Annotated in this window: 22 protein-coding genes; 13 read left to right on the top strand and 9 right to left on the bottom strand. The window is 60.9% G+C overall.

Features of this window, described 5'->3' with window-relative positions; genetic code table 11:
* Position 1: 1 nt before the first annotated feature.
* From trpB to ACSQ17_RS10070, 3 genes are all read left to right on the top strand, one after another.
* Positions 2 to 1,216: a tryptophan synthase subunit beta gene (trpB, locus tag ACSQ17_RS10080; RefSeq protein ID WP_436068481.1), complete on the top strand. Its 1,215-nt coding sequence runs from the start codon at positions 2 to 4 to the stop codon at positions 1,214 to 1,216.
* Positions 1,216 to 2,022 (top strand): tryptophan synthase subunit alpha, encoded by an 807-nt coding sequence (gene trpA, locus ACSQ17_RS10075; protein ID WP_436068480.1) that lies wholly within the window; start codon positions 1,216 to 1,218, stop codon positions 2,020 to 2,022. The genes trpB and trpA overlap by 1 nt, the downstream gene beginning before the upstream one ends.
* 260 nt (positions 2,023 to 2,282) lie before the next feature.
* Positions 2,283 to 2,915 (top strand): TetR/AcrR family transcriptional regulator, encoded by a 633-nt coding sequence (locus ACSQ17_RS10070; protein ID WP_436068479.1) that lies wholly within the window; start codon positions 2,283 to 2,285, stop codon positions 2,913 to 2,915.
* 75 nt (positions 2,916 to 2,990) lie between these two features.
* On the opposite strand, the gene argA is transcribed toward ACSQ17_RS10070, so the two are convergent.
* From argA to ACSQ17_RS10050, 4 genes are all read right to left on the bottom strand, one after another.
* A complete protein-coding gene (argA, locus tag ACSQ17_RS10065) occupies positions 2,991 to 4,289 on the bottom strand; it encodes an amino-acid N-acetyltransferase (RefSeq protein ID WP_436068478.1) in 1,299 nt (432 codons plus the stop codon).
* Between the two features lie 277 nt (positions 4,290 to 4,566).
* Entirely contained in the window at positions 4,567 to 5,712 is a 1,146-nt protein-coding gene (gene argE / locus ACSQ17_RS10060) for an acetylornithine deacetylase (RefSeq protein WP_436068477.1), read from the bottom strand.
* 99 nt (positions 5,713 to 5,811) lie between these two features.
* Entirely contained in the window at positions 5,812 to 7,077 is a 1,266-nt protein-coding gene (locus ACSQ17_RS10055) for an inorganic phosphate transporter (RefSeq protein WP_233685606.1), read from the bottom strand.
* A gap of 39 nt (positions 7,078 to 7,116) precedes the next feature.
* The gene (locus tag ACSQ17_RS10050) at positions 7,117 to 7,794 is read right to left on the bottom strand and encodes a TIGR00153 family protein (protein ID WP_233685605.1); all 678 of its coding nucleotides are present in this window, start codon (positions 7,792 to 7,794) and stop codon (positions 7,117 to 7,119) included.
* 111 nt (positions 7,795 to 7,905) lie between these two features.
* Between ACSQ17_RS10050 and ACSQ17_RS10045 the strand changes: the two genes are divergently transcribed.
* Positions 7,906 to 9,270, top strand: coding sequence for an inorganic triphosphatase (locus tag ACSQ17_RS10045; RefSeq protein ID WP_436068476.1), 1,365 nt, complete (start codon positions 7,906 to 7,908; stop codon positions 9,268 to 9,270).
* Between the two features lie 63 nt (positions 9,271 to 9,333).
* Here the strand turns inward: ACSQ17_RS10045 and ACSQ17_RS10040 are convergent, their stop codons facing one another.
* Together ACSQ17_RS10040 and ACSQ17_RS10035 are read right to left on the bottom strand one after the other, a co-directional pair.
* Entirely contained in the window at positions 9,334 to 10,344 is a 1,011-nt protein-coding gene (locus ACSQ17_RS10040) for an extracellular solute-binding protein (protein WP_436068475.1), read from the bottom strand.
* Between the two features lie 164 nt (positions 10,345 to 10,508).
* A complete protein-coding gene (locus tag ACSQ17_RS10035) occupies positions 10,509 to 11,885 on the bottom strand; it encodes a glutamine synthetase family protein (protein ID WP_233685602.1) in 1,377 nt (458 codons plus the stop codon).
* Between the two features lie 276 nt (positions 11,886 to 12,161).
* Here ACSQ17_RS10035 and ACSQ17_RS10030 point away from each other — a divergent pair, with 276 nt between their 5' ends.
* From ACSQ17_RS10030 to ACSQ17_RS09990, 9 genes are all read left to right on the top strand, one after another.
* Positions 12,162 to 12,914 carry a gamma-glutamyl-gamma-aminobutyrate hydrolase family protein gene (locus tag ACSQ17_RS10030; RefSeq protein ID WP_436068474.1) on the top strand — a complete coding sequence of 251 codons (753 nt, stop codon included), beginning with the start codon at positions 12,162 to 12,164 and terminating at the stop codon, positions 12,912 to 12,914.
* A 43-nt stretch (positions 12,915 to 12,957) separates the two neighbouring features.
* On the top strand, positions 12,958 to 14,316 hold the full coding sequence (locus tag ACSQ17_RS10025) for a glutamine synthetase family protein (RefSeq protein ID WP_233685600.1): 1,359 nt from the start codon (positions 12,958 to 12,960) through the stop codon (positions 14,314 to 14,316).
* 116 nt (positions 14,317 to 14,432) lie between these two features.
* On the top strand, positions 14,433 to 15,806 hold the full coding sequence (locus ACSQ17_RS10020; protein ID WP_436068473.1) for an aspartate aminotransferase family protein: 1,374 nt from the start codon (positions 14,433 to 14,435) through the stop codon (positions 15,804 to 15,806).
* Positions 15,807 to 15,962: 156 nt separating this feature from the next.
* Entirely contained in the window at positions 15,963 to 17,057 is a 1,095-nt protein-coding gene (locus ACSQ17_RS10015; protein WP_436068472.1) for a polyamine ABC transporter substrate-binding protein, read from the top strand.
* Between the two features lie 67 nt (positions 17,058 to 17,124).
* Complete coding sequence (locus ACSQ17_RS10010) at positions 17,125 to 18,216, top strand: polyamine ABC transporter substrate-binding protein (RefSeq protein ID WP_436068471.1); 1,092 nt, start codon at positions 17,125 to 17,127, stop codon at positions 18,214 to 18,216.
* 54 nt (positions 18,217 to 18,270) lie between these two features.
* Positions 18,271 to 19,425 carry a polyamine ABC transporter ATP-binding protein gene (gene potA, locus ACSQ17_RS10005; RefSeq protein WP_392539011.1) on the top strand — a complete coding sequence of 385 codons (1,155 nt, stop codon included), beginning with the start codon at positions 18,271 to 18,273 and terminating at the stop codon, positions 19,423 to 19,425.
* A gap of 26 nt (positions 19,426 to 19,451) precedes the next feature.
* A complete protein-coding gene (locus tag ACSQ17_RS10000) occupies positions 19,452 to 20,333 on the top strand; it encodes an ABC transporter permease subunit (RefSeq protein ID WP_436070457.1) in 882 nt (293 codons plus the stop codon).
* Complete coding sequence (locus tag ACSQ17_RS09995) at positions 20,330 to 21,187, top strand: ABC transporter permease subunit (RefSeq protein WP_257779742.1); 858 nt, start codon at positions 20,330 to 20,332, stop codon at positions 21,185 to 21,187. The genes ACSQ17_RS10000 and ACSQ17_RS09995 overlap by 4 nt, the downstream gene beginning before the upstream one ends.
* A gap of 144 nt (positions 21,188 to 21,331) precedes the next feature.
* Positions 21,332 to 22,270 (top strand): sensor domain-containing diguanylate cyclase, encoded by a 939-nt coding sequence (locus ACSQ17_RS09990; protein ID WP_436068470.1) that lies wholly within the window; start codon positions 21,332 to 21,334, stop codon positions 22,268 to 22,270.
* Between the two features lie 2 nt (positions 22,271 to 22,272).
* Here the strand turns inward: ACSQ17_RS09990 and ACSQ17_RS09985 are convergent, their stop codons facing one another.
* The 3 genes from ACSQ17_RS09985 to ACSQ17_RS09975 form a co-directional block, all read right to left on the bottom strand.
* A complete protein-coding gene (locus tag ACSQ17_RS09985; RefSeq protein WP_436068469.1) occupies positions 22,273 to 22,701 on the bottom strand; it encodes a hypothetical protein in 429 nt (142 codons plus the stop codon).
* A gap of 54 nt (positions 22,702 to 22,755) precedes the next feature.
* Positions 22,756 to 23,142 carry a hypothetical protein gene (locus ACSQ17_RS09980; RefSeq protein WP_436068468.1) on the bottom strand — a complete coding sequence of 129 codons (387 nt, stop codon included), beginning with the start codon at positions 23,140 to 23,142 and terminating at the stop codon, positions 22,756 to 22,758.
* Positions 23,143 to 23,299: 157 nt separating this feature from the next.
* Positions 23,300 to 25,498: an OsmC domain/YcaO domain-containing protein gene (locus ACSQ17_RS09975; RefSeq protein WP_436068467.1), complete on the bottom strand. Its 2,199-nt coding sequence runs from the start codon at positions 25,496 to 25,498 to the stop codon at positions 23,300 to 23,302.
* Positions 25,499 to 25,585 lie beyond the last annotated feature (87 nt).

The following is a 25,585-nucleotide window of genomic DNA, read 5'->3' as shown; positions in this document are numbered from 1 at the left end:
CATGACTTCCTTCCGCGCTGGCCCTGACGCCAACGGCCTGTTCGGCTCGTTCGGTGGCCAATATGTTGCCGAAACCCTGATGCCGCTGATCCACGACCTGGCCGATGAGTACGAGAAAGCCAAGCTCGATCCCGAGTTCCAGAAGGAACTGGCCTACTTCCAGCGTGATTTCGTCGGCCGTCCGAGCCCGCTGTATTTCGCCGAGCGCCTGACCGAGATGTGCGGCGGCGCGAAGATCTACTTCAAGCGTGAAGAGCTCAATCACACCGGCGCGCACAAGATCAACAACTGCATCGGTCAGGCCTTGCTGGCCAAGCGCATGGGCAAGAAACGCATCATCGCCGAGACCGGCGCCGGCATGCACGGCGTGGCCACCGCCACCGTGGCGGCGCGCTTCGGCATGGAATGTGTGATCTTTATGGGCACCACCGACATCGATCGCCAGCAGGCCAACGTGTTCCGCATGAAGCTGCTAGGCGCCACCGTGATTCCGGTCGTCGCTGGTACCGGCACGCTCAAGGATGCGATGAACGAAGCGCTGCGCGACTGGGTGACCAACGTGCACAACACCTTCTACATGATCGGCACCGTGGCTGGCCCGCACCCGTACCCGGCGATGGTGCGCGACTTCCAGGCGGTGATTGGCAAGGAAACCCGCGAGCAGATCCTCGCCCAGGAAGGCCGTCTGCCCGACAGCCTGGTGGCCTGCATCGGTGGCGGCTCCAACGCCATCGGCCTGTTCCACCCCTTCCTCGACGATAAAGACGTACAGATCGTTGGCGTTGAAGCGGCCGGTTACGGCATCGAAACCGGCAAGCACGCGGCCAGCTTGAATGGCGGCGTACCGGGTGTGCTGCACGGTAACCGCACCTTCCTGCTGCAGAACGACGATGGCCAGATCATCGACGCCCACTCGATTTCCGCGGGCCTGGATTACCCCGGCATCGGCCCTGAACACGCCTGGTTGCACGACGTTGGCCGGGTTGAATACACCTCGGTGACCGACGACGAAGCCCTGGCTGCGTTCCACACCTGCTGCCGTCAGGAGGGCATCATTCCGGCCCTGGAAAGTGCCCATGCCCTGGCCGAAGCCTTCAAACGCGCGCCCACTCTGCCCAAGGAGCACCTGATGGTGATCAACCTGTCCGGGCGTGGCGACAAGGACATGCAGACCGTTATGCACCACATGGAAAACACTGTGCAGGAGAACCACTGATGAGCCGCCTGCAAACCCGCTTTGCCGAGCTGAAACAGCAGAACCGCGCCGCCCTGGTGACCTTCGTCACTGCCGGCGACCCGAACTACGACGCCTCCCTGGCGATCCTCAAGGGCCTGCCGGCAGCAGGCGCTGATGTGATCGAGTTGGGCATGCCTTTTACCGACCCGATGGCCGATGGCCCGGCGATCCAGCTGGCGAATATCCGCGCGCTGGAAGGCGGTCAGGACCTGGCGAAAACCCTGCAGATGGTCCGCGCATTCCGCGAAGGCGAGCAGGTTACGCCGCTGGTGCTGATGGGCTACTTCAACCCGATCCACAAGTACGGCGTGGCGCGCTTTATTGCCGAGGCCAAAGAGGCCGGCGTCGATGGCCTGATTGTCGTCGATCTGCCGCCCGAGCATAACGCTGACCTGTGTGATCCCGCCCAGGCGGAGGGCCTGGACTTTATCCGCCTGACCACCCCGACCACCGACGACAAGCGTTTGCCCAAGGTGCTCAACGGCAGCTCCGGTTTCGTCTACTACGTCTCGGTCGCCGGTGTGACCGGTGCCGGCTCGGCCACCCTGAATCACGTCGAGCAGGCTGTCACCCGTCTGCGCCGCCACACCGATCTGCCGCTGTGCATCGGCTTCGGCATCCGCACCCCGGAGCATGCGGCGACCATCGCCCGTCTGGCGGAGGGCGTGGTAGTTGGCTCTGCATTGATCGACCAGATCGCCAACGCCGCCAGCAGCGAACAGGCGGTGGATGGCGTGCTCAGCCTGTGCGCCGCCCTGGCTGAAGGCGTACGCAGCGCGCGTTGAGGCGCGCTGCTCCAAGGCAAGCGATTTACCTTGATTGCGTAGGAGCCAGCTTGCTGGCGATGCTTTTGATCCGCGGATCGCCAGCAAGCTGGCTCCTACAGGTTATCTCTTCCTTGACGGAAGTCAGTGGTAGCCCGGATACAGTCTGGGCGCATTTATTGTCAGTAAAACCCTTCCCGGATTTTATCCGGGCCACCGGTTCGGTGTAGGGTGGGCGGCGAAACGTCATCCACCCATGCTTCCTTGCTCCGAGTCTCGCCATGTCACGTCCACCTGTTGCCCGCAAACCCCGCGCCAGTAGCCAGAGCCGTATCGCCGGTATTCTCGCCGCTGCTCGTGAGCTGCTGGCCGAGCAGGGAGTGGCGGGCCTGTCGATCTACAGCGTGGCTGAGCGCGCGCAGATTCCGCCGTCCTCGGTGTACCACTTCTTCGCCAGCGTGCCGGCCTTGCTGGAAGGGTTGACGGCGGATATCCACAGTGCGTTTCGCGCCTGTTTGCAGGAGCCGATTGAACATGCCCAGCTGCGCGACTGGCGTGACCTGTCGCGTTTAGTCGAGCAGCGCATGCTGGCGATCTACGCCGCTGATGCCGCCGCGCGTCAGCTGATTCTGGCGCAGCACGGCCTTGCCGAGGTGACCCAGGCGGATCGGCAGCACGACATCGAGCTGGGTCAATTGATGCAGCAGCTGTTCGACCGCCACTTCCCCTTGCCGCAGCTGCCAGAGGATGTCGATGTGTTCGCCCTGGCCATGGAACTGGGCGACCGCGTGTATGCCCGTTCGGTGCAACTGCACGGCGAAATCACCCCGCGCATGGCCGAGGAAGGCATGCGCGTGTTTGATGCCTATCTGGGTTTGTACCTGCCGCCGTATCTGCCGAAGCGCAGCCTGTAGGAGCGGCCCATGGTCGCTATTGGCCATGCCTGCCAAAAGCATCGCGGGCATGGCCCGCTCCTACGGCCGCATCACTCAGAGCGCCTTTTCAAACACCTGCGAGTTGCGCTGGTAGTTGTACAGCGAGGCGCGCGCAGCCGGCAGGCGGTCGACGCTGCTGGGCTCGAAGCCGCGTTCGCGGAACCAGTGGGCGGTGCGCGTGGTGAGCACGAACAGGGTTTTCAGGCCCTGGGCGCGGGCGCGTTCCTCGATGCGTTCGAGCAGCTCGTCGCCACGGCCGCCATGGCGGTAGGCCGGGTTGACCGCGAGGCAGGCCAGTTCGCCGAAATCCGAGTCGGCAATCTGGTACAGCGCGGCGCAGGCGATGATCAGCCCTTCGCGCTCTACGATGCTGAACTGTTCGATTTCGCGCTCCAGCACCTCGCGTGAGCGGCGCACCAGAATGCCCTGGTCTTCCAGCGGGGTGATCAGTTCGATTAGCCCGCCGACATCCTCGATGGTCGCTTCGCGCAGCGATTCGAACTGCTCCTGGGCCACCAGGGTGCCGTTGCCGGTGCGGGTGAACAGCTCGCTGAGCAGTGCGCCATCTTCTGCATAACTGACGATATGGCTGCGCCGTACTCCGGCCTTGCAGGCCTCGGCGGCGGCATCCAGCAGCTCCGCCTGGTAGCTGCTGCCCAGGCGTTGCAGGTGCGCCGGCACTTGCTGTGGGCGCAGCTCGCGCACCAGCTTGCCAGCCTCGTCGAGCAGGCCGCATTCAGCGCCGAACAGCAGCAGCTTGTCGGCGTCGAGGTCAATGGCGGCGCGGGTGGCGACGTCCTCGCAGGCCAGGTTGAAGATCTCCCCGGTGGGCGAATAGCCCAACGGCGACAGCAGCACGATGCTGCGCTCATCCAGCTGGCGGTTGATACCCTTGCGGTCGATGCGCCGCACTTCGCCGGTATGGTGGTAGTCAACGCCATCGAGCACGCCAATTGGCCGCGCGGTGACGAAGTTGCCGCTGGTGATGCGCAGACGCGAGCCCTGCATCGGCGAGCGCGCCATGTCCATCGACAGGCGCGCTTCGATGGCGATGCGCAGCTGGCCAACGGCGTCAATCACACATTCCAGGGTCGGGCTGTCGGTGATCCGCAGGTCACGGTGAAAGCGCGGCGTCAGGCCGTTGTTGGCCAGGCGCGCTTCGATCTGCGGGCGCGAGCCATGCACCAGCACCAGGCGCACGCCGAGGCTGTGCAGCAGCACCAGGTCGTGAACGATATTGCCGAAATTCGGGTGGGCAACACCCTCGCCCGGCAGCATCACCACAAAGGTACAGTCACGGTGGGCATTGATATAGGGCGAAGCGTGGCGGAGCCAATTGACGTGGTCGTGCATTGCTTGAAAAACCTGTGTCGAATACGGAACGCATGGAGTGGCGCGGGCGCGCCAGACGAGGCAGCCGGGAGCGGTTTTATCGTCGCAGTTGGGGCAGCTTCACGCGTTCTCTCCTCCGGATCATCAATCTTGCATCGGAACCTATTTACGATATTGCGAGCTAGAGCCATGCAAGGCAAAAAAAGGCGAGGAAGCGGAGTGTACGAGTTGTACATGAGCATTCCGAGCCTGTTTTTAACGCAGCAGGGCCGACGCGCAGCAGATCGTAAACAGGTTCTCAGGTTTTCAGGCAGTAATGCTCAATCAGCTGTTGCAGCAGACGCACTGTAGGCTGCAAACGTGACATATCCAGGTATTCGCCGGGCTGGTGGGCGCAGTCGATATCACCGGGGCCGAGCACCAGGGTTTCGCAGCCGAGCTGCTGAAGATAAGGCGCTTCGGTGCCAAATGCCACTGCGGCGGCTGTATGCCCGGTAAGGCGTTCGGCCAGGCGCACCAGTTCGGCGTCGGCGGCCTGCTCGAATGGTGGCACGCTGGGGAACAGTGGGGCGAAGTCGATTTTTACCTGATGCTGCTCGGCCAGCGGTTGCAGTTTCTGCCGAATGGCTGCGCGCAGTGCTTCTGGTTGCATGCCGGGCAGCGGGCGCAGGTCGAATTCCAGCGAGCACTGACCACAGATGCGGTTGGGGTTGTCGCCGCCGTGGATACAGCCGAAATTCAGGGTCGGTTGCGGCACGCTGAACTGCGGGTTGTTGAATTCGCGCTGCCACTGCGCGCGCAGGCCGCGCAGCTCCAACATCGCGTCTTGCATGGCTTCCAGGGCACTGTGGCCCAGGCGCGGATCGGAGGAGTGGCCGCTCTGCCCGAGAATGTCGATGCGCTCCATCATCACGCCCTTGTGCAGGCGGATCGGCTTGAGACCGGTCGGCTCGCCGATCACTGCAGCCCGGCCCAGTGGCCGTCCGGCATCGGCCAGGGCGCGGGCGCCGGACATCGAGCTTTCTTCATCGCAGGTGGCGAGGATCAGCAGCGGTTGCTGGAAGCGCTGCTCCAGCAGCGGCTGTACGGCTTCGATGATCAGGGCAAAGAAACCCTTCATGTCGCAGCTGCCGAGGCCGACCCAGCGGCCATCGACTTCGGTGAGTTTCAGCGGATCGGTCTGCCACAGCGCGGCGTCGAACGGCACGGTGTCACTGTGCCCTGCCAGCACCAGGCCGCCGGGGCCGTTGCCGTAGCTGGCGAGCAGGTTGAATTTGCCGGGGGAAACTTCCTGCGTTTCGCAGGCGAAACCGAGGTCGCCGAGCCAGCTCGACAGCAGCTCGATGACTGCGCGGTTGGACTGGTCCCAGTGCGGCTGGGTGCAGCTCACGGAAGGAGCTGCGATCAGTGCCGCGAATTGGTCTTTGAAAGAAGGCAGTGGCATCGGCGGTCTCCGCAGGCGATGGCCCATCATAGAGGCATCGCAGCGGATCAGGGAACCGCCAGGCGTGCCGCCGTCAGGTCGGCACGCCTGCACCGGGGATCAGGTGAAGATGCCGCGCAGGGTCAAGAAGAAGATGATCGACAGCACCGCGCCCACAGGCAGGGTGACGATCCAGGACAGGAAGATCTTGCCGATCATGCCCAGGTTCAGCGCGCCGATGCCGCGTGCCAGGCCGACGCCGAGAATCGCGCCGACCAGGGTGTGCGTGGTGGACACCGGCAGGCCCAGGCCGGAGGCGCTGACCACGGTGGTGGCGGCAGCCAGTTCGGCGGCAAAGCCACGGCTCGGGGTCAGTTCGGTGATTTCCTTGCCGATGGTGGCGATCACCTTGTAACCGTAGGTGGCCAGGCCGACGACGATGCCGATGGCACCCAGCAGCAAAATCCAGCCCGGCACGGTGGCCTTGGCGCCCACAGCGATGTCACCGCCTGACTGGATAACCTCAACAATCGCGGCCAGCGGGCCGACAGCGTTGGCCACATCGTTGGAACCATGGGCGAAGGCCATGGCACAGGCGGTGAAGATCATCAGGATGGCAAACACCTTCTCCACGCTGGAGAAGTGGAAGGCCTTGTCGGCTTCCTCGTCGACATGCACGCGGCTAAGCAGGGCGATACCGAGCAGCATGACGGCCACGCCGATACCCACCGAAAGCAGGAAACCTTCGCCTTGGCTGAGGTTCAGCCCGACATGCTTGAGGCCCTTGGTCATGGTCATCAGGGAGATCATGAAACCGGTGATGAACATGTACATCGGCACAAAACGCTTGGCGTTCTTGAATGGATTGTCGGTGTCGATGATCAGTTTCTGCACGCTGGTGAACAGACAGAAAGAGATGATCCCGGCCAGCATTGGAGTGACCACCCAGCTCGCGACGATTGGGCCAACGCCGCTCCAGTGCACGGCATCAACCGAAACCCCGACGGCGGCAAAGCCGATCACGGCGCCGACGATGGAGTGCGTGGTGGACACCGGCCAGCCGCGGGTGGAGGCAATCATCAGCCAGGTGCCGGCTGCCAGCAGCGCCGACATCATGCCCAGCACCATCAGCTCGGGGCTGATCAAGTTGGCATCGACGATACCGCTCTTGATGGTTTCGGTGACTTCGCCGCCGGCCAGGTAGGCCCCGCAGAATTCGAAGACCATGGCGATCAGGATCGCCTGTTTGATGGTCAGGGCCTTGGAGCCCACCGAGGTGCCCATGGCGTTGGCGACATCGTTGGCACCCACGCCCCAGGCCATGAAAAAGCCAAAGAGACAGGCAAGCAGCAGCAATACGAGGCCGTAGTCCGCGATCAGAGACATAAATAATTAATCCGTAGATTCCAGAAAGGACACTGGCGCTTAGCGCGCCAGCAGTTGTTCCAGTCGGTTGCCGACACGTTCGGCGCGGTCGGCTACGTCGCCGATCCATTCGATGATCTTGTAGAGGAACATCACATCGACAGGAGGAAGGTCCTTCTCCAGTTTGAACAGTGCACGACGCACTTCGATTTGTATTTTGTCGGTGTCGCGCTCGATCTGTTCGAGCTCCATGACCATGGATTCAACCAGTACTGCCTCGCGGCCACCAAAACCGGTTTCCAGCAGTTCGTCGAGTTCGTTCATGGCTTTCAGCGCTTGTGCGCTGGCATCCACGGTGCGTTGTACAAAGGTGCGAATCAGTGGCTGCAGTGCCTGCGGAATGGCCATTTCACGGCCGAGCATAAGCCCGGCGATGTCCTTGGCGCGGTTGGCAACTTTGTCCTGTACACTCAGCAGCTCTAGCAGATCCGAGCGCGGCACAGGCAGAAACAGGCTCTTGGGCAGGTGCAGGCGCACGCTTTTCTTGAGCTTGTCGGCCTCGTGCTCCAGGCTCGCCATTTCCTGTTGTATCTGTTCCACCTTGGCCCAGTCTTCCACCATCACGGCTTCGAAGAAGGGCACCAGATTCGCTGCGCACTCGTGAGCTTTGGCGAAATGCTTCTGCATCGGCCCAATGGGTGAGCGGCCGAACAGGCTGGCAAATGGGTTAGCTGGCATAGGGTGAACCCTGGGTTAAGAAGGCGGCAAGTATACGGATCACTCCCCGGGCTCGCCAGCGCAGGTAATTGGGCTGTCACAATTTCATAGTAGGCGTTGAATCCCACCATCATGAACAAAGAAACCGAAATCAAACTGCGGGTCAGCCGGGAAACCCTGGCGGCTCTGCGCGATCACCCGTTGCTGAAGAAACGCAACAAGAGTGGTTGGGAGCAGCGCGAACTGTTCAATCAATATTTTGATACACCTTCGCGCGATCTGGCAGCGGCCAAAGTGGCCCTGCGTCTGCGCCGTGATGGCGAGCAGGTTATCCAGACCCTGAAAACCCGTGGGCAAAGCGTCGCCGGTCTGTCCGAGCGCAACGAGTGGGACTGGTACCTGAGCAAGACCAAGCTGGACCTGAAGAAACTCGACGACAGCTGCTGGCCGGCGGCCCTGGCTGAGTTGGACAAGAAGCAGCTGGTGCCGATCTTCACCACCGATTTTGTCCGTGAGAAGGCAGAAATCGCCTGGGGTCGTGGTAAGGCCAAGGTGGTGATCGAGGCGGCGCTGGATCTGGGCAAAGTGCTTGCCGGTGAAGGCGAAGAGGAAATCTGCGAGCTGGAGCTGGAGCTGCGTCAGGGTGACCCGGATGCGTTGCTGGAGCTGGCTGCCGAGCTGGCGGCTGATCTGGCGCTGATGCCTTGCGATATCAGCAAGGCCGAGCGCGGCTATCGGTTGTTCGACTCGGCCAGTTACAGCCTGAGTCTGCCTGCGCCGCAACTGACCCGACAGATCAGCCTGGATGACAGCGTGGCGGCCCTGGCCTGGCACCTGCTGGGCAGCAGCCAGCGGCTGGCCGAGCAGTACCGTTTCAATGGCCACTGGCGTTTGCTGGTTGAGTGGCTGGAGCAGTTGGTCGGTTTACGTGCGCTGCTTGGCAGCCTCGGTCAGGCCGCGCCACGTGCCAGCAGCCATGCCTTGCGTGAACTGCTGGATGCCGTGCTACTGGAATGGCGCCCGCGCGTGCTGGCGGGCCAGGGCAACGACAGTCTGCGCAAGAATGCGCCGGCACTGTTCGCGGCCGAGCTGCAGGGCAATCGTTGGGGGCTGTTCTCGCTGATGCTGTCACGCTGGTTGCTGGCGCGCAGCTGGACGGTAGAACGCAACAACCGTGGCAACCGGCAGGGCGCCGCACCGCTGGGCAACTGGCTGCCGACGCTGATTGCCGAGGAAGGCGCGGCGTTGCAGCTGCGGCGTTATCAGCAGCAGCCGGAAGACCTCGCCGAACAGCTCCCGCGTATCGAGCGTTTGTTGGTCTGGCTGCGTCTGGCCCGTGAGGTGCTGGAGGTGGAGGAGGTTGACCGTCTGTACGGTGAGCTGAACAAGCTGGCTGGGCTGGCCCAGCAGGCCCTCGATGCTGAAGTGCTGGCTGCGCGCAAGGCGCAGCTGCTGGCTATCGGTTCGCTGAAAGCCTGGCGTCAGCTGGTCAAGTAACGGCCGCTGCGCTGTAGGCTTGATGCAGGAGCCCGGATTGAATCCGGGCTCCTCGCCCATCACTCAACTGCCATCCCGAAAACGTGTCCACACGGCATCGCGGGTTGCGCTGTGCTTTTCTGGCAGGGTTTCCAGCGGGTGCAGGCGGCGTTTGGTGTCGCGGTCCGGGTAGAGGCCTGGCTGGTTGCGCAGGGTTTCGGCGGTGATCAGGGCGGCGACCTTGGGCTGCATCAGGTAGTCGATAAAGCGGTGGGCCAGGTCCACACGCTTGGCGCTGCTGGGAATCACCAGGTTGTCGATAAACAGAATCGAACCTTCGTCCGGCACCACGAAGCGCACCGGCTGGCCAGCATCGGCGGCGGCCAGGGCATCGCCGACCCAGGCCATGGCCACGCACAGCTTGCCCTGGTTGAGGTCTTCGATATAACGCTCACTGTCGACGTAACGCAGGTTCGGCCGCAGGCCATCCAGCACCCGGCTGGAGCGCTCGATGCGGCTCGGCGCACTGCGCGCCAGGCTGCGGCCCTGGTAGTTGAGCAGCAGGGTCAGGGTTTCATCGGGGGCGTCCAGCACACTCATGCCACAGTTGGCCAGGCGTGCACTCTGGGTGGCGTCGAACAGCAGACTCCAGCTATTGGGCAGTGGGCCGCCAAAGGCCGCTTCGGCCTGTGGCGTGTTGATGGCCAGGCCCACCGCGCCCCACAGATAAGGCACGGCATGCTGGTTGGCCGGATCAAGGGCAACCAGGGTGCTGAGCAGTTGTTTATCCAGGTGCTTGCGATTGGGCAGCAGGGCGAAGTCCAGTGGCTGGATGCTGCCGCTCTTGATCATGGTGGGCAGGGTGTCGTGTGACGGTACGGCCACATCGATGGCTTCACCGCTGGCCAGTAGCGTCTGCAGCTCTTCGGCTGTGCTGTAGGTGTGGTACTCCACGCGAATACCGGTTTGTGCTTCGAAGTCCTTCAGCACCTGTGGGGCGATGTAGTCGTTCCAGTTGTAGACCCGGATCACCTCCTCGGCGCTGGCCAGCAGCGGTGTCAGGGCAAGCAGCAGTGAGGCAAGCAGGCGAGGCATGGGGTTCTCCACGGTAGGTGAATGGCGTGCCAGCAAAAAATCGGGTCGAACGCTACCCGTGGTCGCGGTTCAGGCGATTGCCGGGCAGGGTGTGCGCAATGCGCGGGTACGGGGCCAGGGGCCATAAAAAAACGCCGGCTCAAAGGCCGGCGTTGGGTGTCGCATCAAACCGTGTGCAGGTACCAGTTGTACTCGAGGTCGGAAATCGAGTTTTCGAACTCGGCCAGCTCGCTCTCCTTACAGGCGACGAAGATATCGATGTATTTCGGGTCGATATACCGCGCCAGCACTTCGTTGTCGTCCAGCTCGCGCAGGGCGTCACGCAGGTTGTTCGGCAGGCTTTGCTCGTTCTGCTCGTAGGAGTTGCCTTCCACCGGTGCGCTTGGCTCGATCTTGTTGGTCAGGCCATGGTGCACGCCGGCCAGTACGGCCGACATCAGCAGGTAAGGGTTGGCGTCAGCGCCGGCTACACGGTGCTCGATGCGTACGGCATCGGCGGTGTCATTCGGCACGCGCAGCGCGACGGTGCGGTTGTCGATGCCCCAGCACGGCGAGTTCGGTACGTAGTACTGCGCACCGAAGCGGCGGTAGGAGTTGACGTTCGGGCAGAGGAAGGCCATCGACGCAGGCATGGTTTCCAGTACGCCGCCGATGGCATGGCGCAGCGCATCATTCTGCTCCGGGTCATCGCAGGCGAAGATGTTGTTGCCCTGCTTGTCGAGGATCGAGATGTGCACGTGCAGTCCGTTACCCGCCTGGTTGGGGTACGGCTTGGCCATGAAGGTGGTGTCCATCTCATGGTCGTAGGCAATGTTCTTGATCAGGCGCTTGAGCAGCAGCGCGTGGTCGCAGGCCTTGATCGGGTCGGCGACGTGGTGCAGGTTGACTTCGAATTGCGCCGGGGCGCTTTCCTTAACGATGGCGTCAGCCGGGATGCCCTGCTCCTTAGCCCCTTCAAGAATGTCCTGCAGGCACTCGGCGTATTCGTCGAGGTCATCAATCAGGTACACCTGGGTCGACTGTGGGCGCTTGCCCGACAGCGGCGACAGCGGTGGTTGTGGACGGCCGTTCACGTTGGCCTGGTCGATCAGGTAGAACTCGATTTCAAAGGCGGCACAGATGGTAAGGCCCAGTTCGTCGAACTTCGCAACCACCTGGCGCAACACTTCCCGTGGGTCAGCGAAGAACGGCTCGCCTTCCATTTCATGCATGGTCATCAGCAGTTGCGCGGTAGGGCGCTTTTGCCAGGGCTCATTGCTCAGGGTGTTGGGGATGGGAAAGCAGACCCGGTCAGCGTCGCCGATATCCAGACCCAGGCCGGTGCTTTCCACCGTCGAGCCGTTGATGTCCAGAGCGAATAGAGAAGCCGGGAGATTAATGCCGCGTTCGTAAACCTTATGCAGGCTCGCACGCTCGATACGCTTGCCGCGCACCACACCATTCATATCTGCGATCAGAAGGTCGACGAACAGGACCTCAGGATGTTTCTTAAGGAACGCGTTCGCTTCGTTAAGCTGAACGGCACGCGGGGGTACCGACATGATGCAACACCTTTTTTGTTAAAAATATCAATCATGCAATTGCACAGGTGTGAGTCAATCTTAAACACCATGTGCTGTCAAGAGAGGCGCATTTTGCCCCAAAAGGGGGCTTGGTGGCCAATTTTAGGGCATTGCAGGGCATTGCGGCCCTGCTGAAACCCTTGTCTGCCGGGGTGCTCAGTCGGGTGTGTTCAATTTTTTACATGACTATTGTGAAAAAAAATGAACAAGGCTAAGCTCGGTCGAAACCCATAACAGCAATAAAACGGGTGTCTCATGTCGCGCCAGCCGATTATCGGCGTTAGTGCCTGCACCAAGCAGCTCGGGCACAACATCTATCACACCGCAGGTGATAAATACCTGCAGGCCATCGTTAGCGTTGTCGGCGGCATGCCGGTGATCATTCCAGCGTTGGGCGAGCAGATCGACCAGCAATACCTGCTGCAGCACATCGACGGCCTGGTGTTTCCAGGTTCGCCGTCAAACGTCGAACCTCATCATTACAGCGGCCCCGCCAGCGATACCGGCACCCTGCATGATGCGGCCCGCGACAGCACAACCCTTCCTCTGATTAAAGCAGCAATTGCCCTGGGCATTCCGGTGCTCGGTATTTGCCGCGGCTTTCAGGAGATGAACGTGGCCTTTGGCGGTGCCCTGCACCAGAAGGTGCACGAAGTCGACGGCTACATGGATCACCGTGAGCCCGAAGACACCCCCGTAGAACAACAATATGGCCTGCGTCACGCGCTGCATGTGCAGCCAGGTGGGCTGCTCGCCGGCATCGGCTTGCCGGACGAGATTCAGGTCAATTCCATTCATGGCCAGGGCGTTCAGCGTCTGGCGCCGGGCCTTCGCGTAGAAGCACTGGCGCCTGACGGGTTGATCGAAGCTTTCTCCGTTGAAGGTGCCAAAAGCTTTGCCTTGGGGGTGCAATGGCACCCCGAATGGCAGGTACGATCCAACCCGAATTATCTCGCCATCTTCCAGGCCTTTGGTGAGGCTTGCAGGAAGAAGGCGGGGCAACGCTGAGCCGACTATATATAGGTCGGCTCTCACCAACCCTGAGGTCTCTATGAGTACCAAACTAGACCAGCTTTCGAGCTGGCTGAAAGAACGCAAAATCACCGAAGTTGAATGCCTGATCAGCGATCTTACCGGCATTGCCCGTGGCAAGATCTCGCCGACCAACAAGTTCCTTGACGAGAAGGGCATGCGCCTCCCCGAGAGTGTGCTGCTGCAGACCGTAACCGGCGACTACGTCGAGGACGACATCTATTACGACCTGCTCGACGAGGCGGACATCGATATGTTCTGCCGCCCGGACGAGAACGCTGTGTTCCTCGTGCCTTGGGCTATCGAGCCGACTGCGATGGTGATTCACGACACCTTCGACAAGCAGGGCAACCCGATCGAGCTGTCGCCGCGCAACATCCTTAAGAATGTGCTCAAGCTCTATGCGGACAAGGGCTGGAAGCCAATCGTCGCGCCGGAAATGGAGTTCTACCTGACCAAACGCAACAGCGACCCGGACTTCCCGCTGGTGGCGCCGATTGGCCGTTCCGGGCGTCCGGAAACCGGTCGCCAGTCGTTCTCCATCGACGCGGCCAACGAATTCGATCCGCTGTTCGAGGACATGTACGACTGGTGCGAGCTGCAAGGCTTGGACCTCGACACGCTGATTCACGAAGAAGGCCCGGCGCAGATGGAAATCAACTTCCGTCACGGCGATGCCCTGCACCTGGCCGACCAGATTCTGGTGTTCAAACGCACCATGCGTGAAGCCGCGCTCAAGCACGACGTGGCCGCCACCTTTATGGCCAAGCCGATCACCGATCAGCCGGGCAGCGCGATGCACATTCACCAGAGCGTGGTGGACATCAAGACCGGCAAGAACCTGTTCTCCAATGCCGACGGCAGCATGAGCGAACTGTTCATGCAGCACATTGGTGGCCTGCAGAAGTACATCCCCGAGCTGCTGCCGCTGTTCGCCCCCAACGTCAACTCGTTCCGCCGCTTCCTGCCGGATACCTCGGCACCGGTGAACGTCGAGTGGGGCGAAGAGAACCGCACCGTGGGCCTGCGTGTGCCGGAAGCCACGCCGCAGAATCGCCGCGTGGAAAACCGCCTGGCTGGTGCCGATGCCAACCCGTACCTGGTGCTGGCGGCGACCCTGCTGTGCGGCTACATGGGCATGGTCGGCGACGTCAAACCGAGCGCGCCGGTCAAGGGCCGTGGCTATGAGCGTCGCAACCTGCGCCTGCCAGTGACCATCGAGAGCGCACTGGAGCGTATGGAAGCCTGCAAGGACGCCGAGAAGTACCTCGGTGAGAAGTTCATCCGTGGCTACGTGGCGGTAAAACGCGCCGAGCACGAGAACTACAAGCGGGTGATCAGCTCCTGGGAGCGTGAGTTCCTGCTGCTGTCGGTGTAACAGCCAGGCCGCTGGCGCGGGTGATCCCTGCGCCAGCGGCCGCGATGAGCCTGCTCGCAGGCTCCAAGAATTTTAGCGGGCTGCAGTGCGCAGCCCGGGTAATCCAAGGTGTTGTTATGAACAGTCAAGTGACCAACCCGAAAACCCGCGAGTGGCAGGCCATGAGCCGCGAACACCACCTCGCGCCGTTCAGCGACTTCAAGCAGCTGGCGGAAAACGGGCCGCGCATTATCACCAAGGCCGACGGGGTGTACCTGTGGGACAGCGAAGGCCACAAGATCCTCGATGCCATGGCCGGGCTCTGGTGTGTTGCCGTCGGGTATGGTCGCAAGGAGCTGGCCGACGCCGCGGCAAAACAGATGCAGGAACTGCCCTACTACAACATGTTCTTCCAGACGGCCACGCCGCCGGCGCTGGAACTGGCCAAGGCGATTTCCGAGCTGACCCCAGCCGGCATGAACCATGTGTTCTTCACCGGTTCCGGCTCTGAAGGCAATGACACCATGCTGCGCATGGTGCGCCATTACTGGGCAGTCAAAGGCCAGCCGAACAAGAAGGTGATCATCAGCCGCCTCAACGGCTACCACGGCTCCACCGTGGCCGGTGCCAGCCTGGGTGGCATGACCTATATGCATGAGCAGGGCGATCTGCCGATTCCGGGCATCGTGCACATCCCGCAGCCTTACTGGTTCGGTGAGGGTGGCGACATGAGCCCGGACGAGTTCGGTATCTGGGCCGCCGATCAGCTGGAAGCGAAGATTCTCGAAGTCGGCGAGGAGAACGTCGCCGCCTTTATTGCCGAGCCGATTCAGGGCGCAGGCGGGGTGATCATCCCGCCGGACAGCTACTGGCCGCGCATCCGCGAAATCCTCGCCAAGTACGACATTCTGTTTGTCGCCGATGAAGTGATCTGCGGGTTCGGCCGCACTGGTGAATGGTTCGGCAGCGATTACTTCGGTAATACGCCGCACATGATGACCATCGCCAAGGGTTTGACCAGCGGCTACATCCCCATGGGCGGGCTGATTGTGCGCGACGATATCGTCGAGGTGCTCAACCAGGGCGGTGACTTCAACCACGGCTTCACCTATTCCGGGCACCCGGTCGCGGCGGCTGTGGCCCTGGAAAACCTGCGCATTCTGCGTGAAGAAAAAATTGTTGAGCGGGTCAAGGCAGAAACGGCACCGTACTTGCAAAAGCGTTTGCGTGAGCTGGCTGATCATCCGCTGGTCGGTGAGGTGCGCGGCGTTGGCATGTTGGGCGCCATTGAACTGGTTCAGGACAAGGCCAGCCGCAAGCGTTTCGCCGGGGATATCGGCGTCGGCATGATTTGCCGCGGCCACTGCTTTAATAATGGTCTGATCATGCGGGCCGTGGGCGACACCATGATCATTTCGCCGCCGCTGGTGATCAGCCATGCGCAGATCGACGAACTGCTGGAAAAGGCCCGTAAATGCCTCGACCTGACTGCCGCAGAGGTGCTGGTTTAAGGTTCAATAGCCTTTGGTTTCAGATGCTTACGTCTGAAAGTTGTCAACGGGTGGTGACCTTGCCAGACTGCGCCAATGCGTAAGTCAGGCTCACCGGAAGGTGCTGCAGATGACGCGCATCTTCCGGAAACGACTACAACAACAGGAGCTGTACGCATGAAAAAATTCGGCAAAACCCTTCTCGCGTTGTCCCTTGCTGGGGCTGTGGTGAGTGCCGCGCACGCGGATGACAAGGTCCTGCACGTTTACAACTGGTCCGACTACATCGCAGAAGACACCCTCGACAACTTCCAGAAGGAAACCGGCATCAAGGTCGTCTACGACGTCTTTGACAGCAACGAAACCCTGGAAGCCAAACTGCTGGCCGGCAGCTCCGGTTACGACATCGTGGTGCCGTCCAACCCGTTCCTGGCCAAGCAGATCAAGGCTGGCGTATTCCAGAAACTGGACAAGTCCAAGCTGCCGAACTGGGAAAACCTCGACAAAGGCTTGCTGAAAGCCCTGGACCCGAGCGATCCGGGTAGCCAGTACTCGATCCCTTACATGTGGGGCACCATCGGTCTCGGCTATAACGTCGACAAGGTCAAGGCTGCGCTGGGCGACGTACCGGTCAACAGCTGGGACATCGTCTTCAAGCCGGAAAACATCGCCAAGCTGAAAGACTGCGGCGTGACCTTCCTCGATTCGCCAACCGAAATCCTGCCAGCGGCGCTCAACTACCTGGGCTTCAAACCAGACAGCACCGATGCTGGCGAGCTGAAGAAGGCTGAAGAGCTGTTCCTGTCGATCCGCAAGTCGGTCTCCTACTTCCACAGCTCCAAGTACATCGGCGACCTGGCCAACGGCAACATCTGCCTGGCGGTTGGCTACTCGGGCGACCTGTACCAGTCCAAGTCCCGTGCTGAAGAAGCCAAGAATGGCGTGAATGTTTCCTACAGCATCCCGAAAGAAGGTGCTGGCAGCTTCTTCGACATGCTGGCCATTCCAGCCGATGCGAAAAACGTCGAGGCCGCTCACGTGTTCCTCAACTACCTGCTGAAGCCGGAAGTCATCGCCAACATCAGCAACTACACGCAGTTCCCCAACGGCAACGCCGCGGCCACCCCGCTGGTTGACGAAGCACTGCGTAACGACCCGGGCATCTACCCGGACGCCGCGACCATGGCCAAGATCTACACCTTCCCGGACCTGCCGGCCAACGCGCAACGCGCGATGACCCGCAGCTGGACCAAGATCAAATCGGGTCGCTAATGCCTTAGCCGTACTGGATGGGGCGGGTTCGCCTGCCCCATCGCTCAACAACAATAAGGAAGCTCCTATGCGTCGTACCCCTCTTCTGGCGGGCCTGTTGGCCGCCGCCGTCAGCATCAGCGCCGTGCAAGCCGCCGAGCCTGTGGTCAAGGTCTACAACTGGTCTGACTATGTTGGCGAAACCACCCTGGCCGACTTCCAGAAGGCGACCGGGATCAAAGCCCTGTACGACGTGTTCGACTCCAATGAAACCCTGGAAGGCAAACTGCTGGCGGGCCGTTCCGGCTACGACATCGTGGTGCCGTCCAACCATTTCCTCGGCAAGCAGATCAAGGCGGGCGCGTTCCAGAAGCTCGATCGCAGTCAGCTGTCGAACTGGGACAACCTTGACCCGCAGCTGCTCAAGCAGCTGGAAGTCAACGACCCGGGTAACCAGTATTCGGTGCCGTACCTGTGGGGCACCAACGGTATTGGCTACAACGTGGCCAAGATCAAGGAAGTGCTCGGCGTTGAGCAAATCGACTCCTGGGCTGTGGTCTTCGAGCCGGAAAACATGCAGAAGCTCGCCAGCTGTGGCGTGAGCTTCCTCGACTCGGCTGATGAAATGATTCCGGCCGTGCTCAATTACCTGGGCCTCGACCCCAACACCCAGAGTGCGGCGGATTACGCCAAGGCCGAAGCCAAGCTGCTGGCGGTGCGTCCTTACGTGACCTACTTCCACAGTTCCAAGTACATCGGTGATCTGGCCAACGGCGATATCTGTGTGGCCGTTGGTTTCTCCGGCGACATCCTGCAGGCCGCCGACCGTGCCGAAGACGCGGGCAAAGGCATCGAGATCGCCTACAGCATCCCCAAAGAAGGCGCCAACCTGTGGTTCGACATGCTCGCCATCCCGGCGGATGCCAGCAACCCGAAAGAGGCCCATGCCTTTATCAACTATCTGCTTGATCCGGCGGCCATCGCCGGGGTCAGCGATTACGTCGGCTATGCCAACCCGAATATCAAGGCGGGCGAGTTGATGGATCAGGAAGTACGCAACGACGAGTCGGTGTACCCGCCACAAGCGGTGCTGGACAAGTTGTTCATCTCGGCGGAGTTGCCGGTCAAGGTGCAACGTTTGATGACCCGCAGCTGGACCAAGGTCAAGTCGGGTAAATAAATTCAAAGCGCCCGGCCAGCGGGGTCGGGCGCTACTTTTGCGGGAGTTTTGGTAATGGCAGTTGCTTCCAGTGCCTACAAAAAGGTTCTCGAAGGCGATCAGCAACCGAAAGAGGTGCTGGTCAAGATCGAGCGCGTCACCAAGAAGTTCGACGAGACTGTGGCCGTCGAAGATGTCTCTCTGACCATCAACAAAGGCGAGATCTTTGCCCTGCTCGGTGGTTCCGGCTCGGGTAAATCGACCCTGCTGCGTATGCTCGCCGGTTTCGAGCGACCGACCGAGGGCCGCATTTTCCTCGACGGTCAGGATATCACCGACCTGCCGCCCTACGAGCGGCCGATCAACATGATGTTCCAGTCCTACGCCCTGTTCCCGCACATGAGCGTGGCCGAGAACATCGCCTTCGGCCTCAAGCAGGACAAGATGCCCAAGGCGGAAATCGACGCCCGCGTCGAAGAGATGCTCAAACTGGTGCACATGACCCAGTACGCCAAGCGCAAGCCGCACCAGCTGTCCGGTGGCCAGCGTCAGCGTGTGGCTCTGGCCCGTTCGTTGGCCAAGCGTCCCAAGCTGCTGCTGCTCGACGAGCCGATGGGTGCTCTGGACAAGAAGCTGCGTTCGCAGATGCAGCTTGAGCTTGTCGAGATCATCGAGCGGGTCGGCGTAACCTGCGTCATGGTGACCCACGACCAGGAAGAGGCCATGACCATGGCCCAGCGCATCGCCATCATGCACCTGGGCTGGATCGCCCAGATCGGCAGCCCGGTGGACATCTACGAAACGCCGACCAGCCGTCTGGTCTGCGAGTTCATCGGCAACGTCAACCTGTTCGACGGCAAGATCACCAGCGACGAAGCGGACCACGCGGTGATCAGTTGCCCGCAGCTGGACAAGCCGATCTATATCGGTCACGGCGTCAGTACCCGTGCCGAAGAGAAAAAAGTCAGCTACGCCCTGCGTCCGGAAAAGCTGCTGATGGCCACCGCGCTGCCGAGCGACCATGAGCATCCGGAATACAACTGGAGCAATGGCCACGTGCACGACATCGCCTACCTCGGCGGTCACTCGGTGTACCACGTCAAACTCACCTCCGGGCAGATCGTCCAGTGCTTCATCGCCAACGCCGAGCGGCGCGGCAAGCGCCCAACTTGGGATGATCCGGTGGTGGTCTACTGGGAAGACGACAGCGGCGTGGTACTGCAATCATGAACATCGTCCGGAGTATCAGCCGTCGTCTGCCCAAGGGCCGGCACCTGGTAATCGGGGTGCCGTTCCTGTGGTTGTTTCTGTTCTTCATGTTGCCGTTCTTCATCGTCCTGAAGATCAGCTTTGCCGAAGCCGATGTGGCCATCCCGCCGTACACCGACGTGTACAGCTGGGCGGAAAACAAGCTCACGCTGATCATCAACCTGGGTAACTACATCTTCCTCAGTGAGGATGCGCTGTACCTGGCGGCCTACCTGGGCTCGTTGAAGATCGCTGCGGTCAGTACCTTGCTCTGCCTGCTGATCGGCTTCCCCATGGCCTACGCCATTGCTCGCGCCGATAAGGACAAGCAGATGGTGCTGTTGCTGCTGATCATGATGCCGACCTGGACGGCGATCCTGATCCGCGTATATGCCTGGATGGGCATCCTCAGCAACAACGGCCTGCTCAATGCTTTCCTGATGTGGCTGGGGGTGATCAGCGAACCGCTGCAGATCCTCAACACCAACCTGGCGGTGTATATCGGTATCGTTTACTCGTACCTGCCGTTCATGGTGCTGCCGCTGTTCGCCAACCTGGTCAAGCATGACCAGAGCCTGCTGGAAGCAGCCGCGGACCTGGGTTCGAGCACCTTGAACAGCTTCTGGAAGATCACCGTGCCGCTGGCCAAGAACGGCATCATCGCCGGTTGCATGCTGGTGTTTATCCCGGTGGTGGGTGAGTTCGTGATCCCTGAACTGCTCGGCGGTCCGGAGACCCTGATGATCGGCAAGGTGCTGTGGCAGGAGTTCTTCAACAACCGCGACTGGCCGGTGGCGTCCGCCCTGGCGGTGGTGATGCTGGCGATCCTGATCATCCCGATCATTCTGTTTAACCGTAACCAGGCTAAAGAGATGGAGGGCCGGGCATGAAGCGTTTCAGTTTCTCCACCTTTATGCTCTGGGCCGGTCTGGCGTTTATCTACCTGCCGATGCTGATTCTGGTCATCTACTCGTTCAACGCCTCGCGGCTGGTGACGGTGTGGGGCGGCTGGTCGGTGAAGTGGTACGTCGGCCTGCTCGACAATACCCAGCTGATGAACTCAGTGATGCGCTCGCTGGAAATCGCCTGCTACACCGCGATTGCCGCCGTGGCGCTGGGCACCATGGCCGCCTTTGTGCTGACCCGCGTGACCCGCTTCAAGGGCCGCACGCTGTTCGGTGGCCTGGTTACCGCACCGCTGGTAATGCCCGAGGTGATCACCGGTCTGTCGCTGCTGCTGCTGTTCGTGGCCATGGCGCAACTGATCGGCTGGCCTGCCGAGCGTGGCATCCTGACCATCTGGATCGCCCACACCACCTTCTGTTCCGCCTATGTGGCGGTGGTGGTGTCGTCGCGTCTGCGTGAGCTGGATATGTCCATCGAGGAAGCGGCCATGGACCTGGGTGCCAAGCCGTGGAAGGTGTTCTTCCTGATCACCATCCCGATGATCGCGCCTTCGCTGGCAGCCGGCGGCATGATGTCCTTCGCCCTGTCGCTGGACGACCTGGTACTCGCCAGCTTCGTATCCGGGCCAGGTTCGACCACCCTGCCGATGGAAGTCTTCTCTGCCGTGCGTCTGGGCGTGAAGCCGGAAATCAACGCCGTGGCCAGCCTGATCCTGCTGGCGGTGTCCTTCGCCACCTTCCTGGTGTGGTTCTTCGCCCACCGTGCCGAAGAGAAGCGCAAGAAGGCCCTGCAACAGGCCATGGACGAAACCACGGGAGTCGCCCAGGCGCAGGCCTGAGTGGTTCTCCCGGACAATACACAAGGGCCACATTCGTGGCCCTTGTGCTGTCTAAGGCAATACTGGCCGGTCATCCGCCCTGCGGTTGCGCCGGCTGCCGATCTTGGTTAAAACCTGTGCTATACCTCGCCCGGATTGCCTGCCATGCCTGACCCGATGATTACCGATAGCGCGGTGTACAAGACCCTGTTGGAGTCGACCAAGGCCATCCCCTGGAAGATCGACTGGGCCAGCATGACTTTCGCCTATATTGGCCCGCAGATCGAGACGCTGCTTGGCTGGCCGCAAGCCAGCTGGATCAGCGCCAACGACTGGGCCGAGCGCATGCACCCCGAGGACCGCGACACGGTCGTGGGCTTCTGTGTCTCGCAGTCCCAGGCCGGTACCGACCATGAGGCCGATTACCGTGCTCTGACCCGCGACGGCCGCTACGTGTGGATCCGCGATGTGGTGCACGTGCTGCGCAATGAGGCGGGTGAAGTCGAGTCGCTGATCGGCTTTATGTTCGACATCAGCGAGCGCAAGCAGACCGAGCAGCAGCTGCTGCAATTGCAGCAACAACTGGAAGAGTTGTCCTACCTCGACGGCCTCACCGGCGTGGCCAACCGGCGCATGTTCGACAACCGCCTGCAGGTGGAGTGGAGTAACGCCCAGCGCACGGGCCAGCCGCTGTCACTGATCCTGCTGGATATTGATTACTTCAAGGAATACAACGACCACTACGGCCATATCCAGGGCGATGATTGCCTGAAAAGCGTCGGCCAGGCCCTGAGTGGCGCAGCCGTGCGCCCGCGTGACCTGATGGCCCGCTATGGCGGTGAGGAATTTGTGCTGCTGCTGCCGGAAACCGATGCCCAGGCCGCCGCGCAGGTCGCCGAGCGCTGCCGCCAGCTGATCTGCGAGCAGAACATCCAGCACGCCCATTCCCAGGTCGGCCCATTGCTGACCTTAAGCCTGGGCGTCGGCACCCTTGTCCCCGGCCCGCTTGACCAGCCCCAGGCCTTTATCGAAACGGTCGACCGCCTGCTCTACAAGGCCAAACACCAGGGCCGTAACCAGGCTGTACTGGCTACTGCGCCCTAGTACTACGCGCAGGGCACGAACTGCGCAACATGTGTGGGAGTGGCATTGCGCATCAGTGGGAAGATGAACTTGCCAAAGTAGTTCGCGGAGTTGCTGGTGACCTGGATACAGGTTTCACTGGCTGGCGGAAGGTGCGCCTGCAGGGTATAGGCGGGGCTGCCCCAGGATGACACTGCGAAGGTATGGTGACCCGAAGGTACTTCAAAGGTAACCGTGCGGCTTATCTTCATCTGTGAGAGCAGCACTTTATCGTTATCGCTGAAGTCGAAACCACCTTCGCCCAGCTTGGCCTTGTTCTTGGCGATCACCACGACCGTCGCTGTTCCAAGCGTTTCGACGGACTGAGTAGTGGGCTCGGTTTGGCGCAGCTTGTCATTCTGGCAACCTGCCAACAGCAGCAGGCTGATGGCCAGAAGCATTTTTTTGTTCATGCATTCATCCATGAAGAGCGATAACGATAATGGCTGGTGGCCGCTATTGGCCGCCTAGCGCTTGATCCGCAACGCCAGCAGGAAGAGCAGCGTTGCACTGATCACCACAATGTCCATGATGATCGCCGCCGCAGCTTTATTGAGAAATGCCTGGCCGTACACCAGCACCAGGGTAACGAAAATCGCCTTGCTCGAGGCTGCGAGGGCGGCGCAGAAGGCGCGGTGTTTTTCGCTCAGCGCGCCATAAATCAGCATGACGCCCATCAGGCCAACCAGTGCCGACCAGCTACGAATCACCAGAGATTCCAGCGGTCCGGCAAAGGTGGCGCCAAACATCGATTCAAGCGCGGCCTGCGGTGCGAACAGGCCGTAAAACATGCTGGCGGTGAGCACGCCGGATACCAGCATCAGCCATTTGAAGTGCCTTAATACAACGTTCATACGTTCCCTCGTGCGTTGTGGTTGTGTAGTGGTGTTGCTCAGCCTAGGTCGTGCTGTCAGCCCGCGGGCCGTTGTTTAAACCAGGTAACCGCACCATGTTGCAGCCTGCGTGCAGGCTCAGTTCGAGCCTGCAAGGTTGAGTCGACACTTTATCTGATCAAGCCGATACGGCGCTCGCGTTGGCCCGCGCCGCGTGCAGCTTCTTGTAGCTCTCAATCAGGCGCAGATGGCGATCCAGCCCTTCCAGCTGCATATTGGTTGGCGTCAGACCGTAGAAGCGCACGCTGCCATCCAGCGAGCCGAGCACTGCGTCCATGCGCTCATTGCCAAACATACGGCGGAAGTTCGGCTCGAAGTCGCTCATCTCCAACTCATCGTCCAACTGCACTTCCAACGCCGCGTTCAACGCCTGATAGAACAGGCCGCGCTCGACGGTGTTGTCGTTGTACTGCAGGAACATTTCCACAAGTTCTTTGGCGTCGTCGTACTTCTTCAGGGCGAGGTGGATCAGCAGCTTCAGCTCCAGAATGGTCAGCTGGCCCCACACCGTGTTGTCGTCGAACTCGACGCCGATCAGCGTGGTGATGTCGGTGTAATCGTCGACATCGCTGTTTTCCAGGTTGCGCAGCAGAGATTTCAGGCCGCGATCATTCAGGCTGTGCAGGTTGAGGATGTCCGCGCGGAACAGCAGCGCCTTGTTGGTGTTATCCCAGATCAGGTCCTCAACCGGATAAATCTCCGAATAGCCCGGTACCAGGATGCGGCAGGCAGTGGCGCCCAGGTGCTCGTACACCGCCATATAGGCTTCTTTGCCCAGCGCTTCGAGGATGCCGAACAGCGTTGCGGCTTCCTGCTCGTTCGAATCTTCGCCCTGACCGGAGAAGTCCCATTCAACGAATTCGTAATCGGCTTTAGCACTGAAGAAGCGCCACGACACCACACCGCTGGAGTCGATGAAATGCTCTACGAAGTTATTCGGCTCCATCAGCGCCTGGCTTTCAAAGGTTGGCGGTGGCAAATCATTCAAACCCTCGAAACTGCGGCCTTGCAGCAACTCGGTCAAGCTGCGTTCCAGCGCCACTTCAAAGCTTGGGTGCGCGCCGAACGAGGCGAAAACGCCGCCAGTGCGCGGGTTCATCAGGGTCACGCACATCACCGGGAATTCGCCGCCCAGCGAGGCGTCCTTCACCAGCACCGGAAAGCCCTGGGCTTCCAGGCCCTGGATGCCGGCAACGATGCCCGGGTACTTGGCCAGCACCTCGGCTGGCACGTCCGGCAGGCACAGCTCGCCTTCGAGGATTTCGCGTTTGACTGCCCGCTCGAAGATTTCCGACAGGCACTGCACCTGCGCCTCGGCCAGGGTATTGCCGGCACTCATGCCATTACTGAGGTAGAGGTTTTCGATCAGGTTGGACGGGAAGTACACCACCTCGCCATCGGACTGACGTACAAACGGCAGCGAGCAGATGCCGCGCAGGGTGTTGCCGGAGTTGGTGTCATAGAGGTGCGAGCCGCGCAGTTCGTCGTCCGGGTTGTAAATCGCCAGGCAATAGTCGTCGAGAATCTCTGCCGGCAGCGCATCCTTGGGTCCCGGTTTGAACCAGCGCTCGTCCGGGTAATGCACGAACGCCGCATTGGCGATCTCCTCGCCCCAGAACTGATCGTTGTAGAAGAAGTTGCAGTTCAGCCGCTCGATAAACTCGCCCAGCGCCGAGGCCAGCGCGCTCTCCTTGGTTGCGCCCTTGCCGTTGGTAAAACACATCGGCGACTGCGCATCGCGGATATGCAGCGACCAGACGTTGGGCACGATATTGCGCCACGAGGCGATCTCAATCTTCATGCCGAGCTTGGCCATGATGCCCGACATATTGGCGATGGTTTCTTCCAGCGGCAGGTCCTTGCCGGGAATGTAGGTGCTAGTTCCCGCCACAGGCATCAGCAAGGCCTGGGCGTCGGCATCCAGGTTGTCGACTTCTTCGATGATGAACTCGGGGCCTTGCTGCACCACCTTCTTCACGGTGCAGCGGTCGATGGAGCGCAGAATGCCCAGGCGATCCTTCTCGGAGATATCCGCCGGCAATTCGACCTGGATCTTGAAGATCTGCGCGTAGCGGTTCTCCGGGTCAACGATGTTGTTCTGCGACAGGCGGATGTTGTCGGTAGGGATATTGCGCGTGTCGCAATACAGCTTCACAAAGTACGCCGCACACAGCGCCGAAGAGGCCAGGAAGTAATCAAACGGCCCCGGCGCCGAGCCATCGCCCTTGTAACGGATGGGCTGGTCAGCCACCACCGTGAAGTCATCGAACTTGGCTTCAAGTCGGAGGTTGTCGAGAAACTTGACCTTGATTTCCATGCGGGATTACCAGAATACGGGCTAAACGAATGGCGGCCATTATCCGGGTTTTCAGTGGGAAGTGGTGGTGGCTGCGGCCTGTGCTGC

This window comes from Pseudomonas sp. LjRoot71, assembly GCF_964253255.1.
Taxonomy (GTDB): domain Bacteria; phylum Pseudomonadota; class Gammaproteobacteria; order Pseudomonadales; family Pseudomonadaceae; genus Aquipseudomonas.
This window is presented reverse-complemented; position numbering and strand designations above follow the sequence as displayed.

Excerpts from the sequence above, each read along its gene's own strand:
- ACSQ17_RS10055 (WP_233685606.1), bottom strand. The coding sequence starts at position 7,077 with ATGTCTCTGATCGCGGACTACGGCCTCGTATTGCTGCTGCTTGCCTGT.
- ACSQ17_RS09980 (WP_436068468.1), bottom strand. The coding sequence starts at position 23,142 with ATGAACGTTGTATTAAGGCACTTCAAATGGCTGATGCTGGTATCCGGC.
- trpA (WP_436068480.1), top strand. The coding sequence starts at position 1,216 with ATGAGCCGCCTGCAAACCCGCTTTGCCGAGCTGAAACAGCAGAACCGC.
- ACSQ17_RS10030 (WP_436068474.1), top strand. The coding sequence starts at position 12,162 with ATGTCGCGCCAGCCGATTATCGGCGTTAGTGCCTGCACCAAGCAGCTC.
- trpB (WP_436068481.1), top strand. The coding sequence starts at position 2 with ATGACTTCCTTCCGCGCTGGCCCTGACGCCAACGGCCTGTTCGGCTCG.
- ACSQ17_RS09995 (WP_257779742.1), top strand. The coding sequence starts at position 20,330 with ATGAAGCGTTTCAGTTTCTCCACCTTTATGCTCTGGGCCGGTCTGGCG.
- potA (WP_392539011.1), top strand. The coding sequence starts at position 18,271 with ATGGCAGTTGCTTCCAGTGCCTACAAAAAGGTTCTCGAAGGCGATCAG.
- ACSQ17_RS09975 (WP_436068467.1), bottom strand. The coding sequence starts at position 25,498 with ATGGAAATCAAGGTCAAGTTTCTCGACAACCTCCGACTTGAAGCCAAG.
- ACSQ17_RS10040 (WP_436068475.1), bottom strand. The coding sequence starts at position 10,344 with ATGCCTCGCCTGCTTGCCTCACTGCTGCTTGCCCTGACACCGCTGCTG.
- ACSQ17_RS09985 (WP_436068469.1), bottom strand. The coding sequence starts at position 22,701 with ATGAACAAAAAAATGCTTCTGGCCATCAGCCTGCTGCTGTTGGCAGGT.
- ACSQ17_RS10035 (WP_233685602.1), bottom strand. The coding sequence starts at position 11,885 with ATGTCGGTACCCCCGCGTGCCGTTCAGCTTAACGAAGCGAACGCGTTC.
- ACSQ17_RS10070 (WP_436068479.1), top strand. The coding sequence starts at position 2,283 with ATGTCACGTCCACCTGTTGCCCGCAAACCCCGCGCCAGTAGCCAGAGC.
- ACSQ17_RS09990 (WP_436068470.1), top strand. The coding sequence starts at position 21,332 with ATGCCTGACCCGATGATTACCGATAGCGCGGTGTACAAGACCCTGTTG.
- ACSQ17_RS10015 (WP_436068472.1), top strand. The coding sequence starts at position 15,963 with ATGAAAAAATTCGGCAAAACCCTTCTCGCGTTGTCCCTTGCTGGGGCT.
- ACSQ17_RS10025 (WP_233685600.1), top strand. The coding sequence starts at position 12,958 with ATGAGTACCAAACTAGACCAGCTTTCGAGCTGGCTGAAAGAACGCAAA.
- ACSQ17_RS10045 (WP_436068476.1), top strand. The coding sequence starts at position 7,906 with ATGAACAAAGAAACCGAAATCAAACTGCGGGTCAGCCGGGAAACCCTG.
- ACSQ17_RS10050 (WP_233685605.1), bottom strand. The coding sequence starts at position 7,794 with ATGCCAGCTAACCCATTTGCCAGCCTGTTCGGCCGCTCACCCATTGGG.
- argE (WP_436068477.1), bottom strand. The coding sequence starts at position 5,712 with ATGCCACTGCCTTCTTTCAAAGACCAATTCGCGGCACTGATCGCAGCT.
- ACSQ17_RS10020 (WP_436068473.1), top strand. The coding sequence starts at position 14,433 with ATGAACAGTCAAGTGACCAACCCGAAAACCCGCGAGTGGCAGGCCATG.
- argA (WP_436068478.1), bottom strand. The coding sequence starts at position 4,289 with ATGCACGACCACGTCAATTGGCTCCGCCACGCTTCGCCCTATATCAAT.
- ACSQ17_RS10010 (WP_436068471.1), top strand. The coding sequence starts at position 17,125 with ATGCGTCGTACCCCTCTTCTGGCGGGCCTGTTGGCCGCCGCCGTCAGC.